This is a genomic window from Micromonospora sp. HK10, from assembly GCF_000982955.1.
GTDB lineage: Bacteria > Actinomycetota > Actinomycetes > Mycobacteriales > Micromonosporaceae > Micromonospora.
Genome location: NZ_KQ058663.1, coordinates 1 through 14,814 on the forward strand (window position 1 = coordinate 1; position 14,814 = coordinate 14,814).

The window sequence follows — 14,814 nt, forward strand, 5'->3', positions numbered from 1 at the left end:
CCCACGCCGCCGGCGCCCTGACGCTGGACGATGCCGCCAAGGTGGTCGCCCTGCGCGCCCAAGCGCTGCGGGCACTGATCGGCCGCGGGGACATGGCCTCCCTCGCCCTTCCCGCCGACCAGGTCACCGGCCTCCTGCACAACGTCGAAGACCAGGCCCACATCGCCACGGTCAACGGACCCAACGCCACCGTCATCGCCGGCGACCCCCAAGCCGTCGCCGCGGTCGTGGCCCACTGCAAGGACCGCGACATCCCCGCCCGCATCCTCCCGGTCGGTTACGCCTCGCACACCCCCCACGTCGAAGCCCTCCACGACGAGATCCACGCCGCCCTGCGGGACGTCACCCCGACGCCGACCGAGGTGGCCTTCTACTCGACCTACACCGGCGACCGCATCGACCCGACGGAACTCACCGCCGACTACTGGTACGACAACCTCCGCCACCCCGTCCAGTTCCAGACCGCCACCGAAGCACTCCTGCGCGACGGCCACACCACCTTCGTCGAGGTCAGCCCCCACCCCGTGCTCATCCAGCCGATCGAGGACACCGCCGAACAGCACGACATCATCGCCCTGCCCACCCTGCGCCGCGACACCACGAACCAACTCACCACCGCCCTGGCCACCGCACACGCCCAGGGCCTCCCCGTCGACTGGACGCCCCTCCTACCGGCCCAGCGGACCCCGGTCGACCTGCCCACCTACCCCTTCCAACGGCAGCGCTACTGGCTCCAGGCACCCCCGGCCATCAGCGACGCCGCCGACCTCGGCCAGGCACCGGCCGAGCACCCGCTGCTCGCCGCCGCCATCGACCTGCCCGACCAGCAAGGTCACCTCTTCACCGGCCGGCTCACCCTCGACCGGCAATCCTGGCTCGCCGACCACGCCGTCACCGGCACGGTCCTGCTCCCCGGCACCGCCTACGTCGACCTCGCCCTGCACGCCGGACACCACACCGGACACCCCCACCTCGACGACCTCACCATCGAAACCCCCCTCACCCTCCACCCCGACAGCGACCTGCACCTGCACGTCGAGGTCGGACCCGACCAGGACGGGCGACGAAGCATCGCCGTACACACCCGCCCGGCCCAGGACGACACCTGGACCCGGCACGCCACCGGCACCCTCACCCGCACGGCACCGGCCTACCAGCCCGACCCCGACGCCGCCTGGCCGCCACCCGGCGCCACCCCCGTCGACCTCACCGACTTCTACGCCACCCTCGCCGCCACCGGTCTGCACTACGGCCCCGCCTTCCAGGGCGTCCGGGCGGTCTGGCGGGACGGCGACACCCGCTACGCCGACATCCACCTCCCCGACGACCAGGACACCAGCGGCTACGGCATCCACCCGGCCCTCCTCGACGCCGCCCTGCACCCGATGGCCGCCACCGCCACCGCGCCGAAGCTGCCGTTCAGCTGGGCCGCGGTCACCCTGCACGCCACCGGCGCCCGCCACCTCCGGGTACGCCTCCAACCCGCCGGCGACGACGCCCTCCGGCTGGACGCCACCGACCCGGCCGGCGCTCCCGTGGTCACCGTCGGGACCCTCACCGTCCGCCCGCTGCCCGCCGGACATCTCGGCGACGACCGCAGCCTGCGGGACAGCCTGTTCCAGCTCGACTGGAAGCCCATCGCCCCGCCCGCCGGGGAGCACCCGGCCATCAGAGTTCTGGACCTCGGGGCGGCGCGGCAACTGCTCGCCGGCGGCGGGCCGCCGCCCGAGGTGCTCGTCGTCACCCCGGCGTCCGACGACCCGGACCTACCGGCGGCCGCGCACGCCGTCGGGGAGGAGCTGATCGGGCTGCTCCAGGCCTGGTCCGCGGACGATCGGGGGCACGACGGCCGGCTCGTCGTGCTGACCCGCGGCGCCGTCGCCGCGTACGCCGGGGAGGACGTCCCGGATCTGGCGGCGTCGGTGCTGTGGGGCCTGGTCCGGGCCGCGCAGGCCGAACATCCGGGTCGCTTCGTCCTCGTCGATCATGACGGCGGGCCGACGAGCCGGGACGCGCTCGCCGCCGCCGTGGCGAGCGGCGAACCCCAGCTCGCCGTCCGGCAGGGTGCCCTGCTGGTGCCGCGGCTGGGCCGGCCCCGCGCCGGGGCCGCGCTGGTCGCGCCCGCGGCGGGCCGCTGGCGGCTGGCCGTGGCGGCGGAGGGTACATACACCGGTCTCACGCTCGCCCCGGCCGAGGCGCTGCCGGACGCGCCCGGACCGGGCGAGGTGCGGGTGGCGGTACGCGCCGCCGGGCTGAACTTCCGGGACGCCATGGTGGCGCTCGGGACGTACCCGGGCACGGCCGAGCTGGGCAGCGAGGCGGCCGGCGTGGTCACCGCGGTCGGGCCCGGGGTTTCCGACCTGGCCGTGGGTGACCGGGTGATGGGCCTGTTCACCGGCGCGCTCACCCAGGTCGCGGACGTGGACCGGCGGTTCCTGGCGCCGGTGCCGCCGGGCTGGTCGGACGTGGCGGCGGCCAGCGCGCCGGTCGCGTTCGTGACCGCCTACTACGCGCTGCGCGACCTGGCGGACGTCCGGGCCGGCGAGTCGCTGCTCGTGCACGCCGCCGCCGGTGGGGTCGGCACGGCCGCCGTGCAGCTGGCCCGGCTCTGGCAGGTCGAGCTGTACGGCACGGCCAGCCCCGGCAAGTGGGCGGCGCTGGCCGGGCAGGGCCTGACCGGTGAGCGGGTCGCGTCCTCGCGGGACACCGGTTTCGAGGCCGCGTTCCGGGCCGCCACCGGAGGCCGCGGCGTCGACGTCGTGCTGAACGCCCTGGCCGGGGAGTTCGTCGACGCGTCGCTGCGGCTGCTGGCTCCGAACGGCCGGTTCGTCGAGATGGGCAAGACCGACGTGCGGGACGCCGCCGAGGTGGCGGACCGCCACCGTGGGGTGCGGTACCGGGCGTTCGACGTGGCCGAAGCCGGACCGGACCGGATCCAGGAGATCCTGGCCGAGCTGTCCGCGCTGTTCGCCGCCGGCCGGCTGCGGCCGCTTCCGGTGACCGCCCGGGACGTACGGCTCGCGCCGGCCGCCCTCCGCGAACTGGGCCAGGGCCGCACGGTCGGCAAGCTGGCCGTGACCGTGCCGCGCGGGCTGCGCGCCGGTGCCGGCCGGCCGCTCGACCCGGACGGCACGGTGCTGGTCACCGGCGGGACGGGCACGCTGGGCGGGCTGGTCGCCACCCACCTGGTCCGGACCGGGCAGACCACCCGCCTGGTGCTGGCCAGCCGCGGCGGCGCCACCGCTCCCGGCGCGGCCGAACTGGTCGAGCGGCTCCGGGACCTCGGCGCCACGGTCAGCGTGGTCGGCTGCGACACCGCCGACCCGGCCGCCGTCGCCGACCTCGTCGCCGGCATCCCGGCCGCCCACCCGCTCACCGCGGTGGTGCACGCCGCCGGTGGGCTGGACGACGCCACCATCGGTTCGCTCACCCCGGACCGGTGGCATGCCGTGCTGCGCCCGAAGGTCGACGCGGCCTGGCACCTGCACCGGGCCACCGCACACCTGGACCTCGCGGCGTTCGTGCTGTTCTCCTCGGCGGCCGGCGCGCTCGGCAACGCCGGCCAGGGCAACTACGCCGCCGGGAACACCTTCCTGGACGCGCTGGCCCACCATCGCGCCGCCCGCGGCCTGCCGGCGGTCAGCCTGGCCTGGGGCCCGTGGGCGCAGCGCAGCGGGCTGACCGGCGGGCTCGACGAGCGGGCCACCGACCGGATGGCGCGCGGCCTGCGCCCGCTGGCGACCGAGGAGGCGCTGCGCCTGTTCGACGAAGGGCTCGCCGGGGCGCACCCCCATCTCGTACCCGTGGCGGTGGACCTGGCCGGGCTGCGCCGCCAGGCCGCCGGCGCGGCGCTGCCGGCGGTCCTGGCCGATCTGGTACGCGCTCCCGCCCGCCGGGCCGCCGCACTGCTCGACGGGGGCCCGTCGCTGCGCGACCGGTTGGCCGCCCTCGACGACGCCGGCCGCCGCGATCACCTGCTCGAGGTGGTACGGGGACAGGCGGCGGCCGTGCTCGGCCACGACAGCCCGGCGGGGGTGGCGCCCGGCCGGCCCTTCAAGGAGCTGGGGTTCGACTCGCTGACCGCGGTGGAGCTGCGCAACCGGCTCAACACGGCGACCGGGCTGCGGCTGCCGGCCACGCTGGTGTTCGACCATCCCACCCCGGAGGCGCTGGTCCGGTTCCTCGCCGCCGAGTTGGGCGGCGGCGCGGCGCTGCCGGTGGCGGCGGTCGGGGCGGCGGCGGTCGGGCCGGACGAGCCGGTCGCCATCGTGGGGATGGCCTGCCGGTACCCGGGCGCCGAGTCGGCGGAACAGCTCTGGTCGGCGATCCACGCCGGGCTGGATGCCACCACCACGATGCCGACCGACCGGGGCTGGGACATTGCCGGCATCTACTCGGCCGAGCCGCAGCCGGGCCGCACCTACACCACCCGGGGGGCGTTCCTGCCCGACGCGGGCGCGTTCGACGCCGAGTTCTTCGGCATCAACCCGCGCGAGGCGCTCGCCACCGATCCGCAGCAGCGGCTGCTGCTGGAGACGGCGTGGGAGGCGCTCGAACAGGCAGGGCTGGACCCGGCGGCGCTGCGGGGCAGCCCCACCGGGGTGTTCGCCGGGGTGGTGGCGCAGAACTACGCGCCCGCCTCGGTCGACGCGCACCCCGAGGTGGCCGGCTACCTGATGACCGGCAGCACGACCAGCGTCGCGTCGGGCCGGGTCGCGTACGCGTTCGGTTTCGAGGGCCCGGCGATCACCGTGGACACGGCCTGCTCGTCGTCGCTGGTGGCCACCCACCTGGCCGTGCAGGCGCTGCGCCACGGCGAGTGCACGCTGGCGCTGGCCGGCGGCGCGTCGGTGATGGCGGCGCCGGGCATCTTCGCCGAGTTCAGCCGGCAGCGAGGGCTCGCGCCGGACGGGCGGTGCAAGCCGTTCGCGGCGGCCGCCGACGGCTTCGCGCTCGGCGAGGGGGTGGGGCTGCTGGTGCTGGAACGCCTCTCCGACGCCCAGCGCAACGGCCACCAGGTCCTCGCGGTGATCCGCGGTTCGGCGGTCAACCAGGACGGCGCCAGCAACGGCCTCACCGCCCCCAACGGGCCGTCCCAGCAGCGCGTCATCCGCCAGGCCCTGGCGAACGCCCGACTGAACCCCGCCGACGTCGACGCCGTCGAAGCGCACGGCACCGGCACCACCCTCGGCGACCCGATCGAGGCGCAGGCCCTGCTCGCCACGTACGGGCAGGACCGCGATCAGCCGCTCTGGCTCGGGTCGATCAAGTCGAACATCGGGCACACCCAGGCCGCCGCCGGCGTCGCCGGCATCATCAAGATGGTCCAGGCGCTGCGGCACGGCACGCTGCCCCGGACGCTGCACGTGGACGCGCCCACCCCGCACGTGGACTGGACCGCCGGCGCGGTCGCGCTGCTCACCGAGAACACCCCGTGGCCGGACCGGGACCGGCCGCGCCGGGCCGGGGTGTCGTCGTTCGGCATCAGCGGCACCAACGCCCACCTCATCCTGGAACAGGCTCCGGCGTCCACCGGGCCGGCCCCGGCTTCCACCGGGCGGGCGGCGGGCGGCGCCCAGCCGGCGGGGGTCGCGCCGCTGCCGTGGTTGCTGTCCGCCCGGTCCCCGGCCGCGCTCCGGGACCAGGCCGCCCGCCTGTCCGCGTACCTCGGACAGCACCCGGACGTCCCGGCCGACGCGGTGGCCGCCACGCTGCTGACCCGTTCCGGGTTCGCCCGGCGCGCGGCGGTGCTGCCCGGTGCCGATCCGGTCGACGCGCTGCGGGCGCTCGCCGAGGACCGCCCACACCCCGCCCTGCTCCAACACACCGCCACCCACAACGGCCGGACCGTGTTCGTCTTCCCCGGCCAAGGTGGGCAGTGGCTCGGCATGGGCCGGGAACTGGCCGAGCAGAGTCCGGTCTTCGCCGCGCACCTCGACGCCTGCGCGACCGCCCTGCGGCCCTACGTCGACTGGGACCTGCACACCGTCCTGCACGACGACGACCCCGACTGGCTCACCCGCGTCGACGTCGTTCAGCCGGTGTTGTTCGCCGTGATGACCGGCCTCGCGGCGGTGTGGCGGCACCACGGGATCGTCCCCGACGCGGTGATCGGCCACTCCCAGGGCGAGATCGCCGCCGCCCACGCGGCCGGCGCCCTGTCCCTTGAGGACGCCGCCAAGGTGGTCGCGCTGCGGGCCAAGGCCCTGCGGGCGCTGATCGGGCACGGCGACATGGCCTCCCTCGCCCTGCCCGCCGACCAGGTCACCGAACTCCTCACCCGGCTGACCGGCGACACCGCGATGCCCGACCACACCAGCCACCCCGCCAACAACGCCGACGGAACCGACGCCAGCACCAACGGCGACGCCAGCACCCGGGCCTACATCGCCACCATCAACGGGCCGAACGCCACCGTCATCGCCGGCGACCCCGACGCCGTCGCGACGATCGTGGCGCACTGCAAGGAGCGGGACATCCCCGCCCGGGTACTGCCCGTCGGCTACGCCTCCCACACCCCCCACGTCGAAGCGCTGCGCGACGACATCCACACCGCCCTGCACGGCATCACCCCGACCGCCACCGACGTCGCCTTCTACTCCACGTTCACCGGCGACCGCATCGACCCGACGGAACTCACCGCCGACTACTGGTACGACAACCTCCGCCACCCCGTGCGGTTCCAGAGCGCCACCGAAGCCCTGCTCCGCGACGGCCACACCACCTTCATCGAGGTCAGCCCCCACCCCGTGCTCATCCAACCGATCGAGGACACCGCTGACCAGACCGAAGAGGGCACCGACCAGCACGACATCATCGCCCTGGCCACCCTGCGCCGGGACACCACCAACCAACTCACCACCGCCCTGGCCACCGCACACGCCCACGGCCTCCCCGTCGACTGGACGCCCCTCCTACCGGCCCAGCGGACCCCCGTCGACCTGCCCACCTACCCCTTCCAACGCCAGCACTACTGGCTGCGCCCGGCCGCCACCGTCAGCGACGCCGCCGACCTCGGCCAGGCACCGACCGAGCACCCGCTGCTCGCCGCCGCCATCGAACTGCCCGACCAGCAAGGCCACCTCTTCACCGGACGACTCACCCTCGACCGGCAACCCTGGCTCGCCGACCACGCCGTCACCGGCACCGTCCTGCTGCCCGGCACCGCCTACGTCGACCTCGCCCTGCACGCCGGCCACCACACCGGACACCCCCACCTCGACGACCTCACCATCGAGGTCCCCCTCACCCTCGACCCGGACAGCGACGTGCGGCTGCACGTCGAGGTCGGCGCGGCCGACGACGACGGCCGGCGGACCGTCACCATCCGTACCCGCCCCGCGGACGACGAGGTCTGGACCCGGCACGCCACCGGCACGCTCGCCACCGCCGCGCCGCCGGCCGGCGAGCGGCCCGCCGGTCTCTGGCCACCGGCCGGCGCGGTCCCGGTCGACACCACCGGCCTCTACGACACCCTCGCCGCGGCCGGCCTGCACTACGGCCCCGCCTTCCAGGGCGTCCGGGCGGTCTGGCGGGACGGCGACAGCCTGCACGCCGAGGTCCAGCTCCCCGACGAGGTCGGCGTCACCGGGTACGGCCTGCACCCCGCGCTGCTCGACGCCGCGCTGCACCCGGTCGCCGCGACCGCCGGGGAGCTGAAGCTGCCGTTCGCCTGGAACGGGGTCGCCCTGCACCGCACCGCCGCCCGGCAGCTGCGGGTACGGCTCACCCCGAGCGGGGACGACAGCGTGCGGCTGGACGCCACCGACCCCGCCGGCGCGCCGGTGGTCAGCGTCGACGGGCTCACCGTCCGCCCGCTGCCCGCCGCGCACCTGCGCCGGCACAGCACCCGCGACGCGCTCTTCCAGCTCGACTGGAAGCCCAGCACCACCCCGGTCACCGCGCTGACCGGGGAACCGGTCCGGGACCTCGCCGGCCTGGCGGAACTCCTCGCCGCCGGCGGGCCGGCCCCGGCGTTGGTGCTGGTCGCGCCCGGCGTGCCCGAGGGGCCGCTGCCGGCGGCCGTGACGGAGCTGGTGACCCGCACCGCCGGGGCGCTGCGGGCCTGGCTGGCCGACGACCGGTTCGCCGACAGCCGGCTCGTGGTGCTCACCCGGCAGGCCGTCGCGACCCGGCCCGACGAGGAGGTCGCCGACCTCGCGGCGGCCGCCCTGTGGGGGCTGGTCCGCAGCGCCCAGTCGGAGCACCCCGACCGGTTCCTGCTCCTCGACCACGACGGTGAGCCGACCGGCGTACCGCTGGCGGAGCCGCAGGCCGCCGTCCGGGACGGCGTGGTGGTCGTACCCCGGCTGGTCCGGGCGGTCTCCCACGTGGAACCGGTGGTCTCCCCGCTCGACCCCGACGGCACGGTCCTGATCAGCGGCGGCACCGGCACCCTGGGCGCGCTGCTCGCCGCCCACCTGGTCGACCGCCACCGGGTACGGCGGCTGGTGCTGACCAGCCGCCGCGGGCCCGGTGCGCCCGGGGCGGCGGAGCTGCTGCGGCGGCTGCACGAACGGGGCGCCCGGGTGCGGGTGGTGGCCGGGGACGTCGCCGACCCGGAGACGGTGGCCGCCGCGCTCGGCGCGGTTGAGCCCGACCACCCGCTGACCGCCGTCTTCCACGCCGCCGGCGTGCTCGACGACGCGGCACTGCACACCCTCACCGACCGGCAGATCCGGGACGTGCTGCGGCCCAAGGTGGACGGCGCCTGGCACCTGCACCAGGCCACCCGCGACCTCGACCTGGCCGCGTTCGTGCTCTACTCCTCGGTCGCGGGCGTCCTCGGCGGCCCGGGCCAGGCCCACTACGCGGCCGCGAACACCTTCCTCGACGCGCTGGCCCACCACCGGCGGGCCACCGGCCTGCCGGCGACCGCGCTGGCCTGGGGTCATTGGGCCGAGACCAGCGCGCTGACCGGGACACTCGGCGAGGTGGACCGGGCGCGGCTGGCCCGGGGCATCCGGCCGATGGCGACCGAGCTGGCGCTGGACCTGCTCGACACCGCCCTGCCCGGTGACAAGCAGCCGGTGCTCGTACCGGCGGCTCTGGACCTGGCGGGGCTGCGCGCCCACGCCGACGCCGGCGGCCTGCCGCCGCTGCTGCGCGCCCTGCTGCCGGCGGCCCGGTCCCGGGTGGTCGCGCCGCCGCCCGACCTGAGCGGGCTGGCCGAGGCCGACCGCCGGCGGGTGCTGACCGAGCTGGTCCGGGGCCACGTGGCTGCGGTGCTCGGCCACGCCGACGCCGGGCAGGTGGCGCCCGACCAGGCGTTCCGGGCCCTCGGCTTCGACTCGCTCACCGCCGTCGAGCTGCGTAACCGGTTGACCGGGGCCACCGGGCTGCGCCTGCCGGCCGCGCTGGTCTTCGACTACCCGACCGTGTCCGTCCTGGTGGAGCACCTGGTGACGCGGACCGCCGGGCCCGGCGACGGTGGCGTGGCCGGCGCGCTGCGGCACCTCGACGAGGTGGAGGCCGCGGTGCTGGCCGCCGGGGGCGCGCCCGCCGGCGACGACCGGGCGGCGATCGCGAACCGGCTGCGCGCGCTGCTGTCCCGGTTGGACGGCGCGGACCGGCCCGCGGCGGCCGACGTGCGCGAGCGGCTGGACGGCGCCAGCGCCGACGAGATCTTCGCCTTCATCGACAACGACCTGGGTCGAGGCTGACCTGCCGCAGCTCACGGAAAGTGTGGCGACATGACGAACGAAGAGAAGCTGATCGACTACCTGAAGTGGGTCACGGCGGATCTGCACAAGACCCGCCAGCGGCTGCGCGAGGTCGAGTCGGCCGGCCAGGAACCGATCGCGATCGTGGGGATGAGCTGCCGCTACCCCGGTGGTGTGCGGTCGCCGGAGCAGCTGTGGGAGCTGGTCAGCACGGGCACCGACGCCATCGACGAGTTCCCCACCGACCGGGGCTGGAACGTGGCGGAACTCTACGACCCCGACCCGGCGCGGGAGGGGAAGAGCTACGCCCGCACCGGTGGTTTCGTCTACGACGCGCACCACTTCGACGCCCGCTTCTTCGGCATCGGCCCCCGCGAGGCGCTGGCGATCGACCCGCAGCAGCGGCTGCTGCTGGAGGCGAGCTGGGAGGCGCTGGAGCACGCCGGGCTGAACCCGCAGCGGCTGGCCGGAAGCCGCACCGGCGTCTTCGTCGGGGTGATGTACGGCGACTACGGCGCGCGGCTGCGGTTCCTCGCCCCGGCGGGGCTGGAGGGGCAGGTCGGCACCGGCAGCGCCGGCAGCGTGGCGTCCGGCCGGATCTCCTACGAGCTGGGCCTGGAGGGGCCGGCGGTGACGGTGGACACCGCCTGCTCGTCGTCACTGGTCGCGACCCACCTGGCGGCGCAGGCGCTGCGCGCCGGCGAGTGCACCCTCGCGCTGGCCGGTGGGGTGACCGTGATGGCGACCCCGGGGGTGTTCGTCGAGTTCAGCCGCCAGCGCGGGCTCGCCCCGGACGGCCGCTGCAAGTCCTTCGGCGCCGGCGCGGACGGCGCGGGTTGGGGCGAGGGGGTCGGCCTGCTGGTGCTGGAGAAGCTCTCCGACGCGAGGCGCAACGGTCACCGGGTGCTCGCGGTGATCAGCGGGTCGGCGGTGAACCAGGACGGCGCCAGCAACGGGCTGACCGCCCCGAACGGGCCGTCGCAGGAGCGGCTGATCCGGGCCGCGCTCGCCTCGGCCGGGCTGACCCCGGCCGACGTCGACGCGGTCGAGGCGCACGGCACCGGCACCACCCTCGGCGACCCGATCGAGGCGCAGGCCCTGCTCGCCACGTACGGACAGCAGCGCGCCGGCGGCGAACCGCTCTGGCTCGGCTCGATCAAGTCCAACATCGGTCACACCCAGGCCGCCGCCGGGGTGGCCGGGATCATCAAGGTGGTCGAGGCGCTCCGCCACCGGATGCTGCCGAAGACGCTGCACGCCGAGCAGCCCAGCCCGCACGTGGACTGGAGCAGCGGGGCGGTCGGCCTGCTCACCGAGGCGCGCCCGTGGCCGGAGCGGGACGGCGGGCCGCGCCGCGCCGCGGTCTCCTCCTTCGGCATCAGCGGCACCAACGCGCACCTGATCGTCGAGGAGGCGCCGCCCGCCGAAGCGCCCGTCGAAGGGTCGGCCGAAACGGCACCGACCGGCGGGAGCGCGCCGGCCGTACCGCTGCCCTGGCTGCTGTCGGCCAGGACGGCGGCGGCGCTGCGCGCCCAGGCCGACCGGCTCGCCGCGCACCTCGACCGGCATCCCGACCTGGACCCGGCGGCCGTGGCCTACACCCTGGCCACCACTCGTGCACAGCACCCGCACCGCGCGGTGGTGATCGCCGAGGACCGGGCCGACGCCCGGCAGCGACTCGGCTTCCTGGCCCGGGGCGAGGCGGCCAGCAACGTCGTCACGGGCCGGGCCGCCGCCGGCGGGAGGCTCGCCTTCCTCTTCACCGGGCAGGGCGCGCAGCACCCCGGCATGGGCGCCGACCTGTACGCGCGCTTCCCGGTCTTCGCGGCCGCCCTCGACGCCGCCTGCGCCGCCCTGGACCCGCACCTGGACCGGCCGCTGCGGGAGGTGATGTTCGGCCGGCACGACGACCTGCTCGGCGAGACCACCTACATCCAGCCGGCCCTGTTCGCGTACGAGACAGCCATGCACGCGCTGCTCGCCGCGTTCGGGATCCACCCGGACCTGCTGATCGGCCACTCCATCGGCGAGTTGACCGCCGCGCACGTGGCCGGGGTGCTCGACCTGGCCGACGCGGCCCGGCTGATCACCACCCGGGCCCGGTTGATGCACGAGATGCCGGCCGGCGCGATGCTCGCCGTCACCGCACCGCTGGACCGGGTCGCGCCGGCCCTGGCCGAGCATCCCGGGGTCGACCTGGCCGCCCACAACAGCCCGACCTCGCTGGTCCTCGCCGGGGACCCGGCGGACCTCGACGCCGTCGCGGCCCGCCTCACCGGGGAGGGCGTACGGACCCGGCGGCTGCACGTGCCGCACGCCTTCCACTCCGCGCACACCGAGCCGATCCTCGACCGGTTCCGGGCGGTGGCCGCCACGGTCACCTACCATCCGGCGCGCCTGCCGATCGTCTCCAACCTCACCGGCCAGGTCGCCTCCGACGCGGAGCTGTCCGACCCGGACTACTGGACCCGGCACATCCGGCACACGGTCCGCTACACCGACGGCACCGCGGCGCTGCACCGCCTCGGCGCCACCGGATACGTCGAACTCGGCCCGGACGCCACCCTCACCACGCTCAGCCAGGAGTGGCTGCGTACGCACGCCCCGGAGGCCCGCCCGCCGCTGGTGCCGTTGGCGGCCCGGCGCAAGCCGGCGGTCCGTACGGTGCTGGCCGGGCTGGCCCAGCTGCACGTGGCGGGCGCGCCGGTGGACTGGTCGCCGCTGCACCCGCACCCGGCCACGGTGGTGGAACTGCCGACGTACCCGTTCGAGCGGGTGCGCTTCTGGCCGGACGAGCCGGCCGCCGGGACCGGGGCCGGACCGGCCCGCACCGGCGAGGAGGCCGCGTTCTGGGCGGCGGTGGAGGACGCCGACGCCGCGGCCCTGGCCAGCCTGCTCGGCGCGGACGAGGAGGCCCGGGCGGCGCTGCGCGCGGTGCTGCCGTCGCTGGCCGGCTGGCACCGCCGCCGCTGCGTCCCGCCACCTCCGGGGCACGGGCCGGCCGGCGCGGCCGACGAGCCGGACGCCGACGGGGCCGCCGAGGCGCTCGCCGTCCTGCGCGCCCGGCTGGCCGCCGCACCCGCCGGCGAGGAGCACGCCGTGCTGCTGGAGCTGCTGAGCCGGGAGGCCGCGCTGGTGCTCGGCTACGACGACCCCGAGCCGATCGATCCGGAGGGCAACTTCCTGGAGCTGGGCTTCTCGTCGTTCACCGTGCTGGAGCTGAGCAACCGGTTGGAGGCGCTGGGCCTGCGGCTCGCGCCGGCACTCTTCTACGACCACCCCACCCCGCTGGCCCTGGCCCGGCACCTGACCGGGCTGTTGCGGGACGAGACCACCGGATCCGACCGGACACCACAACCGACAGGGAGTTCCTCATGACCGACACCGTCATCATCGCCGGCGCGGGCCCCACCGGCCTGATGCTGGCTCACGAGCTGGCCCTGCAGCGGGTGCCGGTGGTGGTGGTCGAGCGCCGGCCCGGTCCCACGGACGCGCTGCCCGGCATGGCCATCAACGCGACCGTGGTGGACCTGCTGCACCAGCGCGGCCTGATGGACCACGTCGGCGAGTACGGCTTCGAGTTCCCCCGGGCGCACTTCGCGCAGATCTGGCTGGACCCGGTACGGGTGCCGGGCCGGCACGGCTACAACTTCGTGATCAGCCAGACCAACCTGGTGCGGGTGCTCGCCGAGCGTGCCGCCAAGCAGGGCGCGGAGATCCGCTGGGAGCGGGAGGTGGTCGACCTCGCCCAGGACGACGCCGGCGTACGGGTCACCGTCCGCTCGCCCGGCGGGCAGGAGGTCCTCACCGGCCGTTTCCTGGTCGGCTGCGACGGTCCGGAGAGCGCGGTGCGCCGGCTGGCCGGGATCGACTTTCCCGGCCAGGACCTGCCGTTCCTCGGCATCGTCGGGGACCTGGAGGTCGGCGAGGACCATCCGCTGCTGGCCTACCTCGGTGCCGGCGAGTTCCCCGGTGGCCTGCTCACCGTCGGCCCGCTCGAGCCCGGCGTGGTACGGATCGCCACCGCCGAGTTCGACCTGCGCCCGGCGGACCGGACCGCACCGGTCACCACCGACGAGCTGCGCGACAGCATCCGCCGGCTGGACGGCGCGGAGCTGGGCGACGCCACGCCGCGCTGGCTGGGCCGGTGGGACGCGGCGACCCGGCAGGCCGACCGGTACCGGGAGGGCAACGTGCTGCTCGCCGGGGACGCGGCACACGTGCATTTCCCGCTGGGCGGGCAGTCGATGAGCACCGGCATCGAGGACGCGGTGAACCTCGGCTGGAAGCTCGCGGCCACCGTGCACGGCCACGCCCCCGTCGGGCTGCTGGACAGCTACCAGGCGGAGCGGTACCCGGTGGCCGCCCGGGCCGGCCGGACCACGCTGGCCCAGATGGTGCTCCTGCACCCGCTTGGGCACGTCGCGCCGCTGCGCGAGCTGCTGTCCGAGATGGTGGAGCTGGACGAGGTCAACGAGTTCCTGGTCAAGCTGGCGTACGCGCTGGACGTGGACTATCCGGTCCCGGCCGACCAGGTGGCGGGCGAGACCCATCCGCTGCTCGGCCGGCGGCTGCCGGATGTGCCGCTGCGCACCGGCGCCGGGGAGACCTCGCTGGCCGAGCTGCTGCACGCCGGCCGGGGTCTGCTGCTCGACCTGGCCGGCGGGGCCGGGCCGCTGGCACTGCCCGGCTGGGACGACCGGGTGGACGTGGTGGCCGCGGCGCCGTCCGACGAGATCGACGCGGCCCGGGTGCTGCTGCGCCCGGACGGCCGGGTGGCCTGGGCGCAGCCGACCGGAACGGACCGGACGGAGCCGACCGAAGGGCTGGGGCGCGCCCTGGCCACCTGGTTCGGCCCGGCCCGCGCATCGGCGGCCGGCTGACGGGCCCCGACAGGACGACGCCGGCACGCTGACCGGGCCCCGCGGGACGACGGCGGCACGCGGACCGGGCCCCGGCAGGACGACGCCGGCACCCCGACCGCATCCGGCCGGACGACGGCGGCAGGCCTGACCGCACCCGGGGGTTGGCGTCGTCAGTACGCCCGCCCCCGGGGTCGTCGGACCGCCCCCGCGCCGACGGTGCGCGAGCCCGGCCGTGCCGGCGACCGGCGGGCCGCCCGCCCGGTAGCGGCGCGAGGACCGGCCGCCGG

The 14,814-nt window shown here is 76.1% G+C and carries 3 protein-coding genes; all 3 read left to right on the top strand.

Features of this window, described 5'->3' with window-relative positions:
- On the top strand, positions 1-9,662 hold a 9,662-nt coding region (locus tag LQ51_RS33655), incomplete at its 5' end, for a type I polyketide synthase (RefSeq protein ID WP_046562908.1).
- Between the two features lie 30 nt (positions 9,663-9,692).
- Positions 9,693-13,040 carry a type I polyketide synthase gene (locus LQ51_RS02090; protein ID WP_052744723.1) on the top strand — a complete coding sequence of 1,116 codons (3,348 nt, stop codon included), beginning with the start codon at positions 9,693-9,695 and terminating at the stop codon, positions 13,038-13,040.
- Complete coding sequence (locus LQ51_RS02095; protein WP_046562909.1) at positions 13,037-14,545, top strand: FAD-dependent monooxygenase; 1,509 nt, start codon at positions 13,037-13,039, stop codon at positions 14,543-14,545. The genes LQ51_RS02090 and LQ51_RS02095 overlap by 4 nt, the downstream gene beginning before the upstream one ends.
- Positions 14,546-14,814: the final 269 nt, after the last annotated feature.